This window comes from Faecalibacterium sp. Marseille-Q4896, assembly GCF_017377615.1.
Lineage (GTDB): Bacteria > Bacillota > Clostridia > Oscillospirales > Ruminococcaceae > Faecalibacterium > Faecalibacterium taiwanense.
In genome coordinates, this window is record NZ_JAFREG010000001.1 from 577132 (window position 1) to 597583 (window position 20452).

Sequence of the window (20452 nt, forward strand, 5' to 3'; positions counted from 1 at the left end):
CCTTTTATTTTTAATAAAATTGCGTCAAACAAATAAAATGCGCAGAACTGCACATTTACTGGCTCAAGTATAACGGCAAGCCGTGTCAGATGCAAGCGAATTCCGATTACAAAATCTTTACAATAATTTTGTAAGTTTTTATCAAAAGTAGTATTTATGCACAAATTTGCCGTAGTTCCGTGCGTTCTCTGTGCTTTGGCACACAATGCACGTATTGCCGTCACTTTATTGTCCTGCAGTGCACCTCTGCGTTTTTATCCCGTCACTTCACGGCACGGTTGCCCGCCACATTGGAGGGGCCAAAACCGAAGGGCAGCAGTTCGTCCATGCTGCGCTCGATAAAGTCTTCCGGTGTCTTTGCCATGATAACGTTCAGTTCCGGCCCGCCGAATTCAAACAGAGCCTGGCGGCACACCCCGCAGGGAGAAGTGATCTGCTCGTTCACCTCGCCGCGGCGGCTGCCCACCACAGCAATGTCGGTGAACTCGGTCACGCCCTCGGCCACCGCCTTGAACAGAGCCGTGCGCTCTGCACAGCTGGTGGGGGTAAAGGCAGCGTTCTCCACGTTGCAGCCGGTAAAAATGCGGCCATCCTTGGCGCGCAGGGCAGCACCCACCATAAAATCGCTGTAGGGCACATAGGCTTTTTCCCGTGCAGCCAGTGCCATGCGGATGAGCTCCTTCTTTTCTTCCAGGGTCAGGTTTGTCATATCCGTCACTCCTTTTTTGGTTTTCAGAGGTCGAAAACAGCGCGGCAAGCCCTTTTGCAGGCAAACCGCGCTGAAATGCGTTTTTAACGCTTAGTATTCTGCACCCAGTGCTACCTTCATCATATCGGTAAAGCTCTTCTGGCGCTGTTCTGCCGTGGTGATTTCCGGCGAAACAAAGCTGTCGGAAATGGTCAGCAGGCAGGCAGCGTTCTTGCCCAGCACCTGTGCATTGGCAAACAGGGCAAAGCTCTCCATCTCCACGCACAGGCAGCCGCGCTCGTCGCGCAGCTTTTCCCAGTAGGTGGGCTTTGCATCGGAGGGCTGACGGTAGAACACATCCGAAGAGTGGATGTTGCCCTCAATGAGGGGGATACCCTGCTTGGCGGCAGATGCGCGCAGCTTGTCGTTCAGGCTCTGGCTGGGCAGCGTGATGTCCCCTTCAAAGCCGCTCTGCACACGGGCATAGTTGCTTTCACTCACAGCACCGGCGGCCAGCACCGTATCAAACAGTCTGGCCTTGTCGGTATAGCTGCCGGCAGAGCCGATGCGGATGATGTTCTCTACATCGTAGAACTTGAACAGCTCATAGGAATAAATGCCGATGGACGGCATACCCATGCCGCTGCCCATCACGCTGATGGGCCGGCCCTCGTAAGTGCCGGTAAAGCCAAGCATGCCGCGCACGCCGGTCACCTGACGGACATCCTTAAGGAAGGTGTCCGCAATGAATTTTGCACGCAGGGGATCGCCCGGCATCAGGACGGTCTTTGCAAAATCGCCTTTTTCAGCACTGATGTGAGGGGTAGACATAAGATCATCTCTCCTTTTCTGTTACATAATACAGCAGATGGGCCTTCTCCGGAGAAAAAGCCCTCTGCAAACTTGCCTTTACCTATACTTTCTGCGGTTGAACACATTCTGCGGCGCGATGTAGCTGCCGTTGCGGCGGATCTCAAAGTGGCAGTGGTTGCCACTGGAGCGTCCGGTGCTGCCCACATAGCCGATCAGCTGGCCCTGCTTGACCGACTGACCAGAGTGCACCGCCAGCGACAGACAGTGCGCATACACCGTGGTGTAGCCGCTGCCGTGGCTGATGATGATGGAGTAGCCATAACCCGTACCGGCACCGGCCTTGTTGTAGCCGGCCTTGGTCACGGTGCCGCCCGCCGATGCGTAGATGGGCGTACCGGCAGCCGCACAGATATCCACACCCTTGTGGCTGCCGCCGTACCAGCGCGAGCAGTTCCGGTAGCCGGGCACCGGCCAGATGAACTGACCGCTGCCGGTGATGTAGCTGGTGCTGCTGGTCACCTTTTTGGTGCCCTTCACGATCTTTTCCGTGACAGGCTCCTGCACCACTTCCGTGCTCAGGATCTTCTGGGAAAGCTGGATGCCATCGGTGTTATAAACACGCTGCGCCGTGATCTGACGCAGGCCGTTCACACCGTTCTGCACCGTTTTCTTGGTACCCACCGTGTACTCGTTGGAGGTGGTGGTCTCGGTGGTATAGGGGATCTCCTCCTGCCAGGTCTCCACCTTGGTGATGCGCACTTCCAGCGTAGCTTCCTGCTTGGTCACGATCAGCTCATCACCGGCCTGAATGTTAGATTTCTCGTTCAGGGGCGCGCCCTTGAAATTGGTATTCAGTTCGCACAGCTCACGGAAGGTGAGGTCGTTTTTCTGGGCGATGCTCCATAGCGTGTCGCCTGTGCCCACTGTGTAGATCTTTTCCTGCTGCTGCACACCGGAAAGTTCCTTTTCCACATCCGCTTCGTCCTGAAAGCTGTCGTTGAAGTAGATGCCGTTTTCCAGCGTGACTTCCTTGTTGAAGCCCACGGTCACGTTGGAGTTCTCAGGGTCCTCATAGGGTTCCAGCAGGCTGCTCAGGTAGCTCTGCAGGCTGACACCATCGCTGCATACTGCGGTCAGCTCACCATCCAGATACAGGGCCGTGCCCTCGCTGATCTCGTCGCTGGCGCTCTTCAGGATCGCGTCCGCCATCTCGTTTTCATCCATGGTCTTGTGGGCCACGGTAACGGTGTAGGTAGGCTCCACGGTCCACTTTGCATGGTCGGTGTCTGCGTAGTTGATACGCTCCTGCACCGCCTCGCGGGCCGAGTTGAACACATCCTCATTGGCCACATAGCCGACGGTCTGACCGTTCACCTGCACCTCCAGCGCATAAGGCTGGCGGACGGTATGGTTGAACACGGTCACCATAACGGCCAGTGCGCACACCGGCAGCACATACATGGCCATGCGCGGCAGTGTTTTCAGGTTGCGGCGCACGCCGCTGGCCAGATAATGTACGCTGGCTTTGCAGGCTGCGGCAAAGCCTTTTTCTTTCCGCACCCGTTGGGCGTGCACCAGCAGCGAACCGCAGCCCCGGAAGAACAGCCAGATCGGGCCGAACAGGTCCCGGAACATCTGCGCTGCCCCCGGGAACGCCATTGCCGCAGCATTTGCCAGCAGTGTCGTAAATGCCTGCCACAGCCACAGCCAGCCGCTGCGCAGGCCGCGCCCAACGCGGACGAATCCATACTCTGTAGAATAGCCCAGTGCATACAGCGTCTCCCCGATGACTGGCACGGCAGAATTCTGGGCAAGCTTTCTGCCAAAATCATTCACATGATTCTGGGTTTTACGGCGCAGCCGGTGCCGGTGCAAAAGCCCCATGCATTGCAGCTGTGCCCAAAGGGAGCGCAGCCTCTGGCCGCGTTTCGGTTTTACCGGTGAAGCGGGCTGCTGCTCCTTTGTCTTGTCTTCGATCAAAAGGTTTTTCTCCTTCCTTGCCGCCAATGCACACACGGTGCCGGGATAAGACGGCGGCGGTCTTGGGCGCACATGCCCTTTCCAGCAGGCTCATGCACACAACATTCTTATTTTATTATACACCCTGCCGTCTTTGAAACAAGCATTGTCACAAAATTTGGGCGGTTCTTTCACTTACTTTTCACCAAAAAGCTGTTTCATATCCTGCGGCAGCGGGCTTTCCGCCGCAGCAGTCTTCCAGTTATTTCCATTCGCCGGGCATTCCACCCGGATTCCGCCCTCAACCGGGGTGTACACCGGCACCCGGAAGCTCTGCCTTGCACAGTGCAGCGCCTGCCGCCCAATGCGCTCCCGGCTCCCGCCGTAAAGGTCATCCCCAGCCAGCGGGTGGCCGATGGACGCAAAATGCACCCGGATCTGATGGGTGCGGCCCGTTACCGGCACACAGGCTGCAAGGCTCAGGCCGTTTTCTGCTTTTAATATGGTATACTCGGTACGGCTGGGCTTGCCGTCCGGGGTCACGCAGCGGCCAATGATGCTCTCCGCCTGGCGGCCAATGGGCGCGTCGATCACGCCCGGACCCAGCGGCAGCTCTCCCTCCACAACGGCATAGTAGAGCTTTTCCACATTCCGGGCCAGCAGCGGCGCAGCATAGGCGTGCTTTGCAGCCAGAACAAGGCCGCTGGTGTCCTTATCGATACGGTTCACCGGGCGGAACACCGGGCTGATGCCCTGCTGCGCAGCCCATGCCGCATACCCGTTGGCAAGGGTATCGTAGGGGTAGTTCAGGGTGGGGTGCACGGCCAGATGCGGCGGCTTTTCCAGCACCACTGCAAAGGCATCCTCATAGACCACGTTTACCGGGATCTCCGGCTGCGGGGCCACACCTTCCCCTTCCGGCGGCAGCTCAAAGCTAACCGTCTGCCCCGGGTACACCCTGCGGTTGGCAAGGACAGGCTCTCCATCCGCAAAAAAGCCGCTGCCCCGGAACTTGACTGCACGGGCAAGGTCGGTAGAAACGGCACACTGGCGCAGAAAGTTGCGCAGAAGCACTCCGTTTTGGGTCTGCGGCGTATCGGGCACCGTAAAAAACAGCCGCATATGCCCCCACCTCCTGTGCAAAAAACATAAAAATATATAAGATATTATATCAAAAAAGGCTTCTACTTGCAAATCCTGCTTTTTTATGGTATCATGAGGAGCGGAAAACGAGTGGAACATACGGCGGCGGGGCGGCTTTGACCGCTCTGAGGAAAGTCCGGGCCTCACAGAGCACGGTAACTGCTAACGGCAGCCGAGGGTGACCTTAGGGAAAGTGCAACAGAAAACAAACCGCCGCAGCAATGCGGTAAGGATGAAACGGCGAGGTAAGAGCTCACCAGCGCATGGGTGACCATGCGGCTTTGTAAACCCTACCGGAAGCAACGCCTATATGGGACGTACAGCGCTGCTCGCGTGTCCCGAAGGCGGCACGAACCTGTCAGCAATGGCAGGTCTAGACAGATCGTCGTTTAATACAGAACCCGGCTTACGGTCTATCTCGTTTTCCATTTTTCAGTCTTTGATTCCCGCACATTTTTGTGTGGGATTTTTTATTTTTTGTCTTGCCCGCTTCCTCCGTCGGGCAGTGCGAGATGGAGAGAGCGCGGCTGTTTTGTTTTTGTCATTGTTCTTTTACTTCCCGTTTGGGTCTGTTTGTGGTATACTATGTGCACTGCAGGAAATTGCAGTCAACTAAGAAAGACAGGATGTGAAATCCTCCGATGAAAGATGGTTTTTTGAAAGCAGCCGCCCTTTCTCCCGCACTGCGGGTGGCCGACTGCGCCTATAATGTCCGGCAGATCACGGATGCTTTGCACAAAGCCGCAGCCCGCGGCGTAAAGCTGGCCGTGTTCCCCGAGTTCTGCCTGACCGGCTATACCTGCGGCGACCTGTTTCTGCAGCGCACGCTGCAGACCGGTGCACTGGATGCCCTGAGCACCCTGCTTGATGAAACAAAAGCACTGGACGTTGTCACGCTGGTGGGCCTTCCGCTGCTGGTGCACGGCAAGCTGTACAACTGCGCCGCCGTGCTATGCCATGGCCGCATTCTGGGTCTTGTGCCCAAGACCTATTTGCCCAACTACGGCGAGTTCTACGAAAAGCGCCAGTTCACCCCGGGCAGCACCGAGGTGGAGCTGGTGGAGGTGTGTGGTCAGCAGGTGCCCTTTGGCACCTCCCTGCTGTTCCGCTGCCGCCAGATGCCCAGCTTTGTGCTGGGTGTGGAGATCTGCGAAGATCTGTGGAGCGCCCTGCCGCCCTCCACCTTCCACGCGCTGGCCGGTGCGACCGTGATCGCAAATCTTTCCGCCAGCGATGAGACCGTCGGCAAGGCCGAGTACCGCCGGGCGCTGGTGTCCAACCAGTCTGCCCGCCTGCTGTGCGGCTACCTGTATGCTTCCGCCGGGCACGGTGAGAGCACGCAGGACATGGTGTTCGCCGGCCACGACCTGATCGCCGAGAACGGCACCATCCTCTCTGAGAACGCCCCCTTTGACGGCGGCTGTGCCGAGACTGAGATCGACTGCCAGCGCATGGAAGCCGAGCGTGCCCGCAACACCAGCTTTGAGCCGGCCGGTGAGGGCTACCAGACCGTGGAGTTCGATCTGGAACCGGCAGAGACCACGCTGACCCGCTGGATCGACCCGGCACCCTTTGTGCCCGGCGACCCCAAGCGCCGCGCCGAGCGCTGTGAGCTGATTCTGAAAATGCAGGCCGACGGCCTTGCCAAGCGGCTGGAACACGCCCACGCAAAGACCGCCGTTATCGGCATTTCCGGCGGCTTGGACAGCTGTCTTGCGCTGCTGGTGGCCGTGCGTGCCATGAAGCAGCTGGGCCGCCCCGCCCGGGATGTGCTGGCTGTGACCATGCCCTGCTTTGGCACCACGAAGCGCACCCGCAGCAACGCAGAGATCCTGTGCGATGAGCTGCAGGTCTCCTTTAAAGAGATCGATATCGCCAACACCGTGCACAGCCATTTTGCAGACATCGGTCAGGACGAGAGCGTGCTGGATGTCACCTTTGAAAACGGTCAGGCCCGCGTGCGCACGCTGGAGCTGATGGATACCGCCAACCGCACCGGAGGCCTTGTAGTGGGCACCGGCGACCTTTCGGAGCTGGCGCTGGGCTGGGCCACCTACAACGGCGACCACATGAGCATGTACGGTGTGAACGCCGGTGTGCCCAAAACGCTGGTGCGCCACCTTGTGCGCTACGAAGCCGACATTGCCGCCACCGATGCTCTGCGCACGGTGCTGCTGGATATTCTGGATACGCCTGTCTCCCCGGAGCTGCTGCCTGCCAAGGACGGCGAGATCGCGCAGAAGACCGAGGACCTTGTGGGACCCTACGAGCTGCACGATTTCTACCTGTATCAGGTGCTGCGCTTCGGCTTTGGCCCGGCCAAGATCTTCCGGCTGGCAAAGACTGCATTCGCAGGCCGGCCGGAGTACCCGGACAGCGTGCTGTACAAGTGGCTGCGCAACTTCTACTGGCGGTTCTTTGCCCAGCAGTTCAAGCGCAGCTGCCTGCCCGACGGCCCCAAGGTGGGCAGCGTGACCCTTTCGCCCCGCGGCGACTGGCGGATGCCCAGCGATGCCTGTGCCGCACTGTGGCTGGCCGAGCTGGAACAATTACAGATCAAGGATTAACGCATGAAAAACAAAAAGCTGCTTACCAATCTTCTGTTTGCCGTGGTCATTCTGGCCATTGCCGCTGTGCTGCTGGTGGTGCGCCGCGTGCACGCTTCCGACTCCGGGCTGCGGGCCGAGCTGATCTACGGCGACAACAACACCACCATGAATCTGCCGCTGGACGTGGATGAGACCTATGATGTGGACACCGGTTACTATACCGTCCACATCCAGATCAAGGACGGTGCAGCCCGGTTCGTGGATTCGCCCTGCCCGGATCACATCTGTGAAGGCTTTGGCTGGCTTTCCAACGAAGATCAGACCGCCACCTGCCTTCCGGCCCGTGCAGTGCTGACCATTGTACCTGTTTCCTGACAAAAAGGAGTGGTTTTGAATGATGGATGAAAACGATCGTTCCCACGAAGATTACCGTTCTCTGCGGCACATCAGCCGCAAGGAAGGCTCTGAGGATACTGCGCCCATCGAGGTAGACAGCTCGGCGTTTTTTTCCGAGCTGCCGCCGGAACAGCCCAGCACACCGCCTCCGGCCCAGCCGCCCCAGAAGCCGCCGCGCAGCGGCCACAACACACCCGTACCGCCCAAGGCCCAGCCGCCCGTGGATGGAGCCGTGGCAGTACCTTCCAAGTGGGGGAAAATTTTGCTGATCTTACAAGGTATTTTAAGCATTCTGGCACTGGTGCAGCTGTGGCGCACCCAGATGCTGCCGGTGCTGTATCTGGTCATTCTGGCCGCGCTGCTGGCGCTTTTGTGGCTGCTGGTAAAGCGCTGTCAGGAGTACAATGTTCCCGGCAAGGTGGCCCGGGTATTCTCGGTGTTCCTGTGCGCTGCCATGGCGCTGGGCTGCTTCTGGGCCCAGCAGGGCCTTTCTGCCCTAGGCAGCATGACCTCTGGCCTGCTCACCGGTGCCGAGGCCAACAAGATCACCAAGGAACCGTTTGTGATCTACCTCAGCGGCGTGGACACCCGCGGCGAGCTGACGGAAAATGCCCGCAGCGACGTGAATATCCTTGCTGCCGTGAACCCTGTCACCAAGAGGGTGGCCCTGATCAACACCCCGCGCGACTACTACGTAGACCTTGCCGGCACTGACAGCAAGGATAAGCTGACTCACGCCGGTCTGTACGGCGTGGAAACCAGCATGGCCACACTGGGCAATCTGTACGGTGTCAATGTGGACCATTACATCCGCATCAACTTTGCGGGCTTCATCAGCATCATCGATGCGCTGGGCGGCGTGGATGTCTACTCCGATCAGGCGTTCACTTCTGTGGGCAGCCCCGGCTACTATGACCCCACCACCTTTGTGGAGGGCTGGAACCATCTGGACGGCAAGGCCGCTCTGGCCTTTGCCCGTGAGCGTCACGCCTTTGCATCCGGCGATATCCAGCGCGGCATCAACCAGATGAAGGTGATCGATGCCATGCTGAACAAGATCAAGTCCCCTGCCCTGCTGATGGGCTTTTCCAAGATCATGGATGCCGCAGCCGACTGCTTTGTGACCAGCTTTTCACAGGATCAGATCAGTGCGCTGGTGCGGATGCAGCTGAGCGACTTTGCCGAGTGGGATATTGAAAGCTACACCGTCACCGGCACAAGCTCCAGCAGCACCAAGTGCTACTCTGCCAAGGGACAGAAGCTCTACGTCATGAAACCGGATGATGCTTCTGTGAGCAAGGCCAGGGAAATGATCGCGTCCGTGCTGGGCGGTGAGGGCACCGTTGCCGACACCACCCAGAAGCCGGAAAAGACCGAGGTGTTCACCCCCACCACCGACCCGAACGCCGCTGTTTCGGAGGTGCCTGCCGAGAGCGTTCCCGAGGAAGTGCCCGCCGACAGCCTGCCGGAAGAGACCGTCCCGGCTGACCAGCCTGCAGATGCAGAGCAGCCTGCCGACACCCAGCCGCAGGAGCCGGAAGCTCCCGCCGAGGGCGAGACCGGCAGCGGTGATACGGCCGGAGAAGCACCGTCCATCTCCCTGCCCACACAGGAAGAGGTGGAACAGGCTGCATCCTCTATTTATAATGCGGCTTCCTCCATCTGGGGTGCCATTCAGGATGCTGCTTCGCAGCAGAACGACGCGGCCTGACGATTTGAAATATCCTCTGCGCAAGCTCCGGACTCTATCGCGGAAATATTATTTTATTTGCAAAACAGGAAACGACTGCGGTCATTTCCTGTTTTGCTTTTTCACCAGAAAGTCCGTGCCGATAAACTGCATAAAAATGCCGCCTGCATCTTGAACCAATGCAGGCGGCTTTCTCATTCTATAAAATAATTATGCCTTGATCTCGTTCCAGACGCTCTTGCCGTCCAGAGAGGAAGCATCCACATCAAGATACTCGCAGATGGTCTGGGCGATGGTGCCAAAGCACAGACGGGTGCCAAGGTCAACGCCAGGCTTCACGCCCTTGCCGCAGATCAGGTACGGCACATACTCGCGGGTGTGGTCGGTGGTCTTGGTATAGGACGGGTCGCAGCCATGGTCAGCGGTGACCATGAGGAGATCGCCCTCCCGCATTCCGGGGATGAAGTCGGCCACGAACTTGTCAAACTCGGTGGCAGCGGCGGCATAGCCTGCTACATCGCGGCGGTGGCCGTAGAGCATATCGAAGTCCACCAGATTCACAAAGGCAAGGCCCTCAAAGTCGCGGGTCTGCAGGGCCTTGGTAAAGGCGATGCCATTGGTGTTGCCAGTGGTCTTGATCTTCTCGGTCACGCCCTCGCCGTCAAAGATATCGAAGATCTTGCCCACAGCGATCACATCCCTGCCAGCATCTTTCAGCAGATCCAGCATGGTAGCGCGGGGCGGCTTGAGGCTCAGGTCGTGGCGATTGGTGGTGCGGTAGAAGGTATCCGCAGTGTGGCCCAGGAAGGGGCGTGCGATCACGCGGCCCACACCGTACTCGCCCTTGAGCATCTCGCGGGCGATCTCGCAGTAGCGGTACAGCTCATGCACCGGCACCAGCTCTTCGTTGGCGGCCACCTGAAATACGCTGTCGGCACTGGTGTAAACGATAAGGGCGTTTTCTTTCATGGCCTGCTCGCCGTAATCCTTCAGTACCTGCGTGCCGGAGTAAGGCTTGTTGCACAGCACCTTGTGGCCGGTCTTTTCCTCAAACTCGTGGATCAGCTCATCCGGGAAGCCGTTCGGGAAGGTGGGCAGCGGCTTGGGGCTTACCACACCGGCGATCTCCCAGTGGCCAATAGTGGTATCCTTGCCCATGCTCTGCTCCTGCAGGCGGGCAAAGGAGCCGATGGGCGCTGCGGTCTTTTCGCCTGCGGTCACGCCATCAATGTTGAACATGCCCATCTTTTGCAGGTTGGGGCAGTTGAAGTTGGGGTGTTTTGCAATGGCACCCAGGGTGTTGGTGCCCTCATCGCCAAAGGCGGCGGCATCCGGCTCTGCACCGATTCCAAAGCTGTCGAGGACGATCAGAAAAACACGCTTTTCCATATCGTTTTTTCTCCATTTCTTCCGGGGACCTGCCCCGGATAAGTGATACTATCTTTACTTATCATTATAAGCAAATCCTGTGCCGGATGCAAGCTTTTTCGCCTTCCCGCAAATATCCGTCATTTTCACCAAAATGTTCGTCATTTTGTTCACGAATTGACCGGGCGTTTTTTCATTTTTAAACGTAAATGCGTCATTCCGTGGCAAAGATTTCTTGACCGCCTAAAAAATTCAGCCACAGCGCAAAGTTTTCCTTGCCCTATTGTATCCCAGCGGATATAATAATAGGTGGAAAAGTTTTGAACCACAGGATTTTTCCGCTTTTGTACCACAGCACGGGATTTTTCCCGTTGGCCACGTGCAGCTGTCTGTATGACAGCGGACAGCCTGCCGCAAAATAGAGAATGTGAAGTTGTAGTTGGAGGTAGTAAAAGTATATGAGAAAAACAAAGATCATCTGCACTCTGGGCCCGTCCACCGATCAGGAAGGCGTTCTGCGCGAGCTGGTCGCCAACGGCATGAATGTTGCCCGTTTTAATTTTTCCCACGGCTCTCACGAGGAGCATCTGGGCCGCTTTGAAAAGCTGAAGGCCATCCGTGAAGAGCTGGGCAAGCCGGTCGCTGCCCTGCTGGACACCAAGGGCCCCGAGATCCGCCTGAAGGACTTCAAGAACGGCACTGAAATGCTGGAAGCCGGCCAGACCTTCACCCTGACCACCCGCGAGGTGGAAGGCACCAAGGAGATCTGCTCCATCACCTATAAGGACCTGCCGCAGGATGTGCAGCCCGGCGGCACCATCATGCTGGACGACGGCCTGATCAAGCTGCAGATCGTCACCGTGAACGACACCGACATCGTGTGCAAGGTGCTGAACAACGGCAAGATCAAGAACAAGAAGGGTGTCAATGTGCCCGGCGTGCATCTGTCCATGCCGTATATGAGCCAGCGCGACCGCGACGATATCATCTTTGGCGCACAGCAGGGCTTTGACTTCATCGCTGCTTCCTTCGTGCGCACCGCACAGGATGTGTACGATATCCGCAACCTGCTCAACGAGTATGATTCCGATATCCGCATCATCGCCAAGATCGAGAACCGTGAGGGCGTGAACAACATCGACAGCATTCTGGCTGCAGCCGATGCTGTCATGGTGGCCCGCGGCGATCTGGGCGTTGAGATTGACTTTACCGAGCTGCCCGGCATTCAGAAGAATATCATCGAGCGCTCCTTCTCCTTTGGCAAGCCCATCGTCACCGCTACCCAGATGCTGGACAGCATGATCGTGAACCCCCGCCCCACCCGCGCCGAGATCTCCGACGTGGCAAATGCCATCTACGACGGCACCTCTGCCATCATGCTTTCCGGCGAGACTGCTGCCGGTGCTTACCCCGTGGAGGCCCTCAAGACCATGTCTGCCATTGCTGAGCGCACCGAGCAGGAGAACCACGCCCGCTTTGTTCCCCTCACCGAGAACACCGGCAAGATCAGCGTGAGCGATGCAACTGCACACGCTGCCTGCCTGACCGCCAAGGACGTGAACGCTGCCGCCATCGTCACCGTGTCCGAGTCCGGCAACACCGCCCGTCTGCTGAGCAAGTACCGCCCGGAGCAGCCCATCATCGCCTGCGTGATGAAGGAGCAGGTGCAGCGTCAGCTGGCCCTGAGCTGGGGCATCACCCCGCTGATGATGCCTCTGGCACACAGCACCGATGAGCTGATCGAGATGTCCACCTCTCTGGCCAAGGAGAACGGCTACCTGCACAACGGTGAGCTGGCCGTTGTGACCGCAGGCGTGCCTGTGGGCGTGTCCGGCACCACCAACATGATCAAGATCCACATGGTGGGCAACTGTCTGGCTACCGGTGTGGGCGTTGGCCGCGAGAATGCCGACGTGACCAGCGCCACCGGCAAGGCCTGCGTCTGCCGCACGCTGGAAGAGGTGCGTGCAAAGTTCAAGCCCGGCATGGTGCTGGTGGTGCCCTCCACCAGCAACGAAATGCTGAGCTATGTGCGCGACGCCGCCGCTCTGGTGGTGGAAGAGCCGGGCCTGAACAGCCATGCCGCCATTGCCGGCAAGGCCCTGCTCAAGCCCACCGTTGTGGGTGCTGCCGGTGCCACCAGCCACATCCGTGACGGCCTGATGGTCGCTGTGGACTGCGCGCACGGCAGCGTGCAGCGCCTGCAGGCATAAGCCAAAGGAGAAGATCATGGAACGCATTGCAAGCTTCTGTGTTGACCATACCAAACTGGACCGCGGCATGTATCTGAGCCGTCAGGACGGCGATGTTCTCACATGGGACATCCGCATGAAAAGGCCCAATCACGGCGATTACCTGTCCACCGGTGCCGCCCACACGCTGGAGCATCTGTTTGCCACCTATGCACGCAACAGCGCCTTTCAGGACAGCGTGATCTACGTTGGCCCCATGGGCTGCCGCACCGGCTTCTATCTGCTCACCCGCGGCCTGACTCCCGCCGAGGCACTGGAGCTGACGGTGGAATCCTTCCGCTTCATGGCTGGCTTTGAGGGCGCTGTGCCCGGGGCCAGCGAAGTGGAGTGCGGCAACTACCGCGATATGGATCTGCCCGCCGCCAAGGCCGAAGCCGCTGCCATGCTGCCGGTGCTGGAAGCACTGACCGGCGACGAGCTGCATTACTAAGCTATCTTCACCCTTCAAATTCATCATCATAAAAAAGCGCTCTCCCACCGGGTTTCCGTTGGGAGAGCGCTTTCGTTTTAGTTGTTCTTGATCGCATCCAGTGCCTGCCGTGCAGCACGGATGTTTGCTTCGCTGGTCTGCCATACCTCAAACTCTGAAAAGCCCGGCAGCCCCATGGGCACACCCTCGCGGCGGAAGGTCATGCGGCTTTGCAGCACCTGCTTGCCGGAAAGGTGGAACGCATGTGCCCCGGTCTGTGCGGCCAGTGCCGGGATGTTTTGTGCCGTGACACCGGCACCTACCAGAATTTCCACACTGTCCCCTGCCCGCTCCACCAGTCGGCCGAGAAGCTCCGCTCCCTCTGGGGCACTCGCCGCCTGCCCGCTGGTGAGGATGGTACAAAGGCCCATGCTCCGGACCGTTTCCAGTGCCGCAAAGGGGTCGGCGCTGACATCAAAGGCACGGTGCAGGGTACACGCCACCGGACGGCCTGCCTTTTCCGCTGCCCTGCGCGCCGCCGCATAAATGGGCCGCATGGCCTCCGCATTCAGCTGCCCTTCCGGGGTCAGCACACCGGTCACGATACCATCCGCCCCGGCCTCCACCAGCTCTGCGGCCAGCTGTTCCATCTGGGCAAGCTCGTAGCTGTCGTAACAGAAGTCTCCGAACCGGGGCCGCAGCAGAGCACGCACCGGCAGGCCGGTCTCCGCCTTGACCTGACGCACCAGCGCAAGGCTGGGCGTTGTACCGCCCACGATCAGGTCGGCACACAGTTCCAGCCTGCTGGCACCGCCGCGCTTTGCTGCCAGTGCACTGGCAGTGCTGTCCACACATACTTCCAGAACGGAACGCATTTCAATTCCTCCCTTTTTGCCGGGCTTTGAACCCGGCATTCTGGTTTATTCTACCACGTTTTTCCGTTTTATAAAACCCTGTGGCAGCAAAAAAGCTGCGGCCCGGGTCTTATCCCTGCCGCAGCCTTTGTTGTTTTTTTCAGATCAGACCCAGCGCCTTGAACTCCTTTGCAATGCCGTCCTCGTATACCGAGGGAGCAATGCGGTCGCACCGCTTTTTCAGGTTTTCGGAGCCATTGGCCATGCACACACTGATGCCGACAACATCGGTCATCTGCAGGTCATTATCGCTGTCACCAAAGCCGATGGTATCCGCCAGCGTGCAGCCCAGATGATCACAGATGGCCTTGATTCCGGTGCCCTTATCAAATTTGCGGTTGATGAGCTCACCATTCACAAAGCCATCGGTCAGGCGGTCCAGCTTGCTTTCGCAGAACACGAACTGGTCGGCATAGAGCTGCTTTGCCTCGGCAAGGTCGCTCTCGTGGTCGGCAATGAACACGATCTTATACAGCGGTTCTCCTTTGTAATCGGAAAGCGGCAGGATGGACATGCCCTCTTCCATGGCCTTGCGCCAGCGTTCTGCTTCGCTGTTCAGCGGTGCACCGTTCTTTTTGTGGATAAATTTCCACCTCTCAGCCATCTTGCTTCCGCCAAAGGTGGCATCCCGGGCTTCCAGCGTGCACTCCACGCCATTGCGCTCCAGCGCCGCGCGCACGCCTTCAGCCTGCTGCGGCTCCATGGGGATATCCACCAGAGTCTTGCCATCGCACAGCACATAGCCGCCGGCGCTGCACACTGCGCCCGCAAAGCAGTCGTGCCGCAGCAGCGGTTCGGTCATGCGGTGGTTGCGGCCGGTGCACAAAAACAGCTTGTGTCCGTTTGCTCTGGCGCGATCCAGTGCAGCCAGAGTGCTTTCCGGGATGAGCATATCACCCGGCGGCAGCAGCGTGCCGTCAATATCCAGAAAAATCAGCTTACGACCCATACTTTTATCCTTTATCATCAAAGGGAGCCTCGCTCCACGATCTGATAGCCCAGCGTCACCTGACGCACAGGCCCGCTGCTCCCATTCTCTTCCAGCATCTGCAGCAGGATCCGGGCAGCCTCCTGCCCCACCTGCTTCTGGTAAAAGCGCACCGTGGCCAGCCCCGGTTCCATCATGCTGCCAGCCCAGCTGTCGCCAACGCCTGCAAGACCCACATCCTGCCCCACATGCCGTCCTGCTTCCCGCAGGGCACGCATGGCACCAAAGGCCACCGTGTCAGTCACGCAGACCACACCGTCCAGATCCGGGCAGCGCACCAGCAGTTCCTGCATACAGCGCTGGCCCTCCTCCATGGTAAAGGCGTTGCAGCAGATGCGGGGCATCTGTTCGCCGTTCAGTCCGGCAGCGTTCAGCGCATCCTGCACGCCCTCACGGCGCTGCACGCCGGTGGCATCGTCCCGCTCTGTACCGCCAATATAAACGATCCTTTTGCGGCCATGGTCCAGCATCCGCTGGGCAAGTTCCCGGGCTGCAGTTCGGTCGTCGTTGTACACGCAGGCCACATCCTGAAAACGCTGGCCTGTTACCACCACCGGCACACGGCAGTTTTTCAGCGCCTGCGCCAGCTGAGGAGTATAATAGCTGCCCAGCAGGATGATGCCCGCCACGTGGTTGCGCTGCATGGCAGTCAGATAGCCCAATTCCCGCTGGGCGTCCAGCTCGGTGTTTCCCAGCAGCATCAGATAGCTCTTTGCATCCAGCTCACTGGCAATGCCTGCCGTGATCTGCCCCACCGACTGGGAACCGATGCTGGGAGCGATCACCCCCACCTGATTCACTTTTCCGGTGCGCAGAGTCTGGGCGGCGGTATCCGGGCGGTAGCCGGTCTTTTCCACTACCTCGTGGATGACAGCCCTCTTCTGTTCGCTCAGGGGGCCTCCGTTCAGGTAGCGGCTGACCGCCGCACTGGATACACCCGCCATTTTTGCAATATCACTGATGGTCATTTGCAGTACTTCTCTCTTTTGGGATGCATTGTTATGTGTAAACGTTTTCATGCTTATTATAAACCGCTTTCACCCATCCCGCAAGATGCGCTTTTCCCGGTTTATTCCGAACGCATTTTTGTTTTTCTGGCAACTGTGTACAAAAGACGGCTTTTTTCTGAGAAGCAGAGCATTACAGGCGGTCAGGCTGCGCCCATGCTCCATGCACGCACGGCAAGCCCCAGCAGCAAGACCGCCAACAGAACGATGAACACGGTTTTATTGCCAGTTCTTCTCTGTTTCTTTTTGCGGCCTGCCGTGCTGCGGCTTTTGGCCGAGCTGCTGCGCGCTGTGGTGCTTCTGCTGCCGGAGGAACGGCCGCCGGCCGTTTTGCGGCTCTGGGTGCTGCGGTTCTGGCCCTGCTTTGTGCTCTGGCGGGCCGGCTCGTGCGCAGCCGTTTTTTCTTCCGGCGCACGGCTGGATGCAATCGGCTCCTTTGCGCCGCAGCGTGCCAGATAATTTTCTGCATCGCGGTAATAGCGGGCAAGTTCATTCTCGCGGAAAGCCGTGCCCACATAGCCGTCTTCCAAGCTCTCCACCGCCTCATTGAACAGGATCGCCGCCTGAGCGGCATCGGTGTGATCGGTGGCGTGGGCGGCTTCGTTGCGGGCGGTGCGCACAGCGTTGCAGGCGCGGCGGGCCGCACCCGGATTGCTGGTATTGCCCAGCAGGTCCAGCGGTTTGGCGGCATCCTTTTCCGGGTCCAGCAGAACCCGCATACAAATGGTGGTATCCAGCTGCTGCCAGCTGTTTTTGCCGGAAAGATCCGGCATACGGTCGTAGTAGTCCGGGCTTTCCTGCTGGCGCTGTGCAACGTGATCCAGCAGTGCACCCAAGCTGTGCGCACCGGGTTTGTGCTCCCAGTGCCAGCGCAGCAGGCGGCGGCTGATCTCATCGCAGGCAGTCTTGATCTCAAAGGCAGCCTGTAAGGCTTCTTCCGGCATAATGGTTCTCCCTTCTTCTGGCATACAAAAAAGCGGAGAAGGCATACCGCCCTCTCCGCTGCTGTTTGTGTTACAGCACGAACTGGTAATACACGAAGCCGCACAGTGCCACTGCTGCACAGACAATGGCAGTGATGGGCGGCACCCAGCGGATCAGCGCTTCGGCCACGCTGTCGCGCTCGTCCTCGTATTCTTCCTCGTCGTCATAGGCAGGCTCCGGCTGCTGAGATATCGGCTGTGCACGGCGGGCTGCAGCAGGCATCACACGGGTGCCTTCGTCCGCAGCTGCATGAGATGCCCTGCCCGGGAACTGTGCCCGCATTCCGGCATCCATCACACGGGTCTGCTCTGCAGCAGGTTCTTCCGGCTGTGGTTCTGCTTCACGGCACGGTGCACCCATGATCCGGGTCGGCTCCTCCTGCACGGGCGCTGCGCCCATAATGCGGGTAGGCTCTTCGGCCTGCGGGGCAAGAGGCGTTTCCAGTTCCGGCTCGGTCTGGGCAGGCTGTTCCGGCTGCAGCAGGGTGTTCAGCGCGTTCTGCAGCAGGATGCGGTCGCAGCCGCACTCCGAGCAGTACACGGTATCCTCCTCCTTCGGGTGGAAGGCACCGCAGGCGCAGTACCAGCCATTTTCAAACACCTGCGGCTGATACTTCAGCTCCGAGCGGTTCATGCGGGTCTCCAGCGCCTTTTCCAGCTCAGCAGACAGGCGCTTGGGGGCAGGCAGGCGCACGCGCTTGATGCCGTCCAGATGCACCACCCGCTTGCCGTTGTACACGTTGCACAGCGAAACATCCACGCTGGTGATGGCCTTTGCGGTAACGAACACCGCATCGTCCATGCCAAACAGTTCGCCGGGCTTTACTTCCAAGTCACGGTACTCGAACCGGTCCTCGCACAGGATCACGCCGTCCACGCCCTTGCACTTGAAGTGGATCTCCAGCGCGGTCAGGGTCACCTTGGAAATATTCTTGAAGGTCAGGCAGACCGCGTGCTCCCCGCTGACATCACCCTTGAGCAGCTCCACGCAGACGAACTGCACCGGGCTGCCGGGGGTGTAATAGTTTGCGCGGGTCCGTGCGACCGGGTTAAAATTTTCCTCCACGACACTCGCTCCTTTCCGTTTGGATCAAATCAGTTCTGCGGGTCCTGTGCATCCGGCGTTTCCGGTGCAGCAGTCTCCGGCAGCGGCTGGGCCGTTTCGGCCTGTTCGGCAGGCTCAGCGGTCTCTGCAGATTCAGCAGTTTCGGCCTGCTGAGCGGTCTCTGCAGGGGCAGCCTGCACGGTCTGAGCAGGCTGTTCCGGCTTCGGCTCATCGCCTTCACGCGGGGGCAGTGTGCCGCCCGCCATAATGGTGTTGAACTCCTGCTCGTTGAGCTTCTCGCGTTCCATCAGGGCCTGTGCCAGCGCGTGCAGCTGATCGATGTGCTCGGTCAGGGTGCGGCGGCAGGTCTCGTAGGCTTCATCAATGATATCCCGCATCTCGCCGTCGATCTCGGCAGCGGTGGTCTCGCTGTAGCCCTTGCCCTGACCCAGATCGCGGCCCAGGAAGGTTTCCTCCTGCGAGGTACCGTACACCACAGGGCCAAGCCGCTCCGAGAAGCCGTACTTGGTGATCATCTGGCGGGCAATGTTGGTGGCCTGCTGCAGATCATTGGAAGCACCGGTGGAGATATCCTCCAGGATCAGCTGTTCGGCCACGCGGCCGCCCAGACTGGAAACGATATCCTCGAACATTTCGCCCTTTGTCACGTAGCTGCGGTCTTTCTCGGGCAGGTACATGGTGTAGCCGCCAGCCTGACCACGCGGGATAATGGTGATCTCGTGCACACGGGGGTGATGCTTACAGTAGAAGCCCGCCACAGCGTGGCCTGCCTCGTGGTAAGCAGTCAGCTTCTTTTCCTCCGGGGTCACAACGCGGCTCTTCTTTTCGGGGCCAGCCATCACCTTCATGGAAGCTTCCTCGATATCCTCCATGGTAATGGCCTTGCGGTTGCGGCGTGCAGCCAGCAGGGCCGCTTCGTTGACAAGGTTTTCAAGGTCTGCGCCCGCAAAGCCTGCGGTGCGCTGTGCAATGACCCTGAGAGAGACATCCGGGGCCAGCGGCTTCTTTTTGGTGTGGACCTTGAGGATCTCCTCACGGCCCTTGACATCCGGCAGGCCCACATAAACCTGACGGTCAAAGCGGCCCGGACGCAGCAGAGCCTTATCCAGAATGTCGGCACGGTTGGTGGCCGCCATGACGATGATACCGTCGTTGGCCTCAAAGCCGTCCATTTCCACCAGCAGCTGGTTCAGGGTCTGCTCGCGTTCATCGTGGCCGCCGCCCAGACCGGCACCGCGCTGACGGCCCACAGCATCGATCTCATCAATGAAGATGATGCAGGGCATGGACTTCTTTGCCTTATCGAACAGGTCACGCACGCGGGATGCACCCACGCCGACGTACATTTCCACAAAGTCAGAGCCGGAAATGGAATAGAAAGGCACACCGGCCTCGCCTGCGCAGGCGCGGGCCAGCAGGGTCTTGCCGGTGCCCGGAGGGCCTACCAGCAGCACGCCGTGGGGAATGCGTGCGCCCAGAGTGTTGAACTTTTCCGGGCTTTTCAGGAACTCCACGACCTCTTTCAGCTCTTCCTTTTCCTCGTCCTCACCGGCAACATCGGCAAAGGTGGCTGTCTTTTGGTTCTCGTGCTCGTCCTTCACCTTGGCTTTGCCAACGTTCATGATCCCGCCGCCGCCAGCACCGCCGCGCATCATGGAGAATAGCAGGAAGCCGGTGCAGCCCAGCATTGCCAGATAGAACAGGATTTCCATCCATGGGATGTTTTCCTTGACAGGGGTATAATCGTACACCATGGGAGCATCCGGGTTTGCTTCGTCATAGGCGGCAATGTAGTCGCCCACATACTTGACGAACATGGATGCATAGGGCAGCTTGTAGCGCACAGTCACAGTGCCGTCGCTGTTCTTCTGCGCAGCAGTATCCTCATCCGAGGAGGACAGCATACCGCTCAGCAGTCCGCCGGTGGCCTGCGTGGTGCTCTGGGACGTGGTATCGGGCAGGGGCAGGTTATTTTTGCCGCCTTCCTTGAGGTTCATGGTGATGACACCGGTGTTCAGGTCCAGCGAGAACTGCGTGACCTGCAGGCTTTCAAAATAATGCACCACCGTGGAATATTCCATGGAAGAGCTGCTGGCAGAGCCGGTGCCGCCCAGCACCGACCAGACCATCAGCACCGCCGCCAGCGCCAGAGCAAGGATCAGCGGATTGAAACGGGGTCTTTTGGATTGCAAAAAAATCAACTCCAGTTCTTGGATGAATTATAGTG

16 protein-coding genes and 1 other RNA gene are annotated in these 20452 nt (G+C 59.0%); 6 read left to right on the forward strand and 11 right to left on the reverse strand.

All coding sequences use genetic code 11. The features are described from left to right. Nucleotides 1-262: 262 nt before the first annotated feature. The 4 genes from J3348_RS02955 to J3348_RS02970 form a co-directional block, all read right to left on the reverse strand. Nucleotides 263-709 carry a cytidine deaminase gene (locus J3348_RS02955; RefSeq protein WP_005940064.1) on the reverse strand — a complete coding sequence of 149 codons (447 nt, stop codon included), beginning with the start codon at nucleotides 707-709 and terminating at the stop codon, nucleotides 263-265. Nucleotides 710-799: 90 nt separating this feature from the next. After that, entirely contained in the window at nucleotides 800-1519 is a 720-nt protein-coding gene (gene deoD / locus J3348_RS02960; protein ID WP_097774805.1) for a purine-nucleoside phosphorylase, read from the reverse strand. Nucleotides 1520-1597: 78 nt separating this feature from the next. Next, entirely contained in the window at nucleotides 1598-3481 is a 1884-nt protein-coding gene (locus J3348_RS02965) for a M23 family metallopeptidase (protein WP_242702840.1), read from the reverse strand. Between the two features lie 174 nt (nucleotides 3482-3655). After that, entirely contained in the window at nucleotides 3656-4582 is a 927-nt protein-coding gene (locus tag J3348_RS02970) for an RluA family pseudouridine synthase (RefSeq protein ID WP_154255365.1), read from the reverse strand. Between the two features lie 108 nt (nucleotides 4583-4690). On the opposite strand from J3348_RS02970, the gene rnpB reads away from it, so the two are divergent. The 4 genes from rnpB to J3348_RS02990 all read left to right on the forward strand — a co-directional run bounded on the left by rnpB (nucleotide 4691) and on the right by J3348_RS02990 (nucleotide 9259). Further along, nucleotides 4691-5028: RNase P RNA component class A (rnpB, locus tag J3348_RS02975), an RNA gene on the forward strand. Nucleotides 5029-5244: 216 nt separating this feature from the next. Next, complete coding sequence (locus J3348_RS02980) at nucleotides 5245-7170, forward strand: NAD(+) synthase (RefSeq protein WP_207698252.1); 1926 nt, start codon at nucleotides 5245-5247, stop codon at nucleotides 7168-7170. A 3-nt stretch (nucleotides 7171-7173) separates the two neighbouring features. Continuing rightward, a complete protein-coding gene (locus J3348_RS02985) occupies nucleotides 7174-7527 on the forward strand; it encodes a NusG domain II-containing protein (protein ID WP_207698253.1) in 354 nt (117 codons plus the stop codon). A 19-nt stretch (nucleotides 7528-7546) separates the two neighbouring features. Beyond that, entirely contained in the window at nucleotides 7547-9259 is a 1713-nt protein-coding gene (locus tag J3348_RS02990; protein WP_207698254.1) for an LCP family protein, read from the forward strand. A gap of 189 nt (nucleotides 9260-9448) precedes the next feature. Here the strand turns inward: J3348_RS02990 and J3348_RS02995 are convergent, their stop codons facing one another. Then, a complete protein-coding gene (locus tag J3348_RS02995; RefSeq protein ID WP_097774800.1) occupies nucleotides 9449-10627 on the reverse strand; it encodes a phosphopentomutase in 1179 nt (392 codons plus the stop codon). Nucleotides 10628-11064: 437 nt separating this feature from the next. On the opposite strand from J3348_RS02995, the gene pyk reads away from it, so the two are divergent. Further along, nucleotides 11065-12819, forward strand: a complete 1755-nt coding sequence (pyk, locus tag J3348_RS03000) for a pyruvate kinase (protein WP_207698255.1) — start codon at nucleotides 11065-11067, stop codon at nucleotides 12817-12819. A gap of 16 nt (nucleotides 12820-12835) precedes the next feature. Continuing rightward, a complete protein-coding gene (locus J3348_RS03005) occupies nucleotides 12836-13288 on the forward strand; it encodes an S-ribosylhomocysteine lyase (protein WP_005940027.1) in 453 nt (150 codons plus the stop codon). A gap of 77 nt (nucleotides 13289-13365) precedes the next feature. Here the strand turns inward: J3348_RS03005 and J3348_RS03010 are convergent, their stop codons facing one another. From J3348_RS03010 to ftsH, 6 genes are all read right to left on the reverse strand, one after another. Next, nucleotides 13366-14142, reverse strand: coding sequence for a copper homeostasis protein CutC (locus J3348_RS03010; protein WP_207698256.1), 777 nt, complete (start codon nucleotides 14140-14142; stop codon nucleotides 13366-13368). A 139-nt stretch (nucleotides 14143-14281) separates the two neighbouring features. Continuing rightward, the gene (locus tag J3348_RS03015) at nucleotides 14282-15130 is read right to left on the reverse strand and encodes an HAD family hydrolase (RefSeq protein ID WP_207698257.1); all 849 of its coding nucleotides are present in this window, start codon (nucleotides 15128-15130) and stop codon (nucleotides 14282-14284) included. Between the two features lie 17 nt (nucleotides 15131-15147). Next, complete coding sequence (locus tag J3348_RS03020; RefSeq protein ID WP_097781943.1) at nucleotides 15148-16137, reverse strand: LacI family DNA-binding transcriptional regulator; 990 nt, start codon at nucleotides 16135-16137, stop codon at nucleotides 15148-15150. A gap of 182 nt (nucleotides 16138-16319) precedes the next feature. Continuing rightward, the gene (locus tag J3348_RS03025; protein WP_207698258.1) at nucleotides 16320-17120 is read right to left on the reverse strand and encodes a hypothetical protein; all 801 of its coding nucleotides are present in this window, start codon (nucleotides 17118-17120) and stop codon (nucleotides 16320-16322) included. A gap of 70 nt (nucleotides 17121-17190) precedes the next feature. Continuing rightward, on the reverse strand, nucleotides 17191-18225 hold the full coding sequence (locus J3348_RS03030) for a hypothetical protein (RefSeq protein WP_005940009.1): 1035 nt from the start codon (nucleotides 18223-18225) through the stop codon (nucleotides 17191-17193). Nucleotides 18226-18254: 29 nt separating this feature from the next. Continuing rightward, nucleotides 18255-20354 carry an ATP-dependent zinc metalloprotease FtsH gene (gene ftsH / locus J3348_RS03035; RefSeq protein ID WP_155115868.1) on the reverse strand — a complete coding sequence of 700 codons (2100 nt, stop codon included), beginning with the start codon at nucleotides 20352-20354 and terminating at the stop codon, nucleotides 18255-18257. Nucleotides 20355-20452 lie beyond the last annotated feature (98 nt).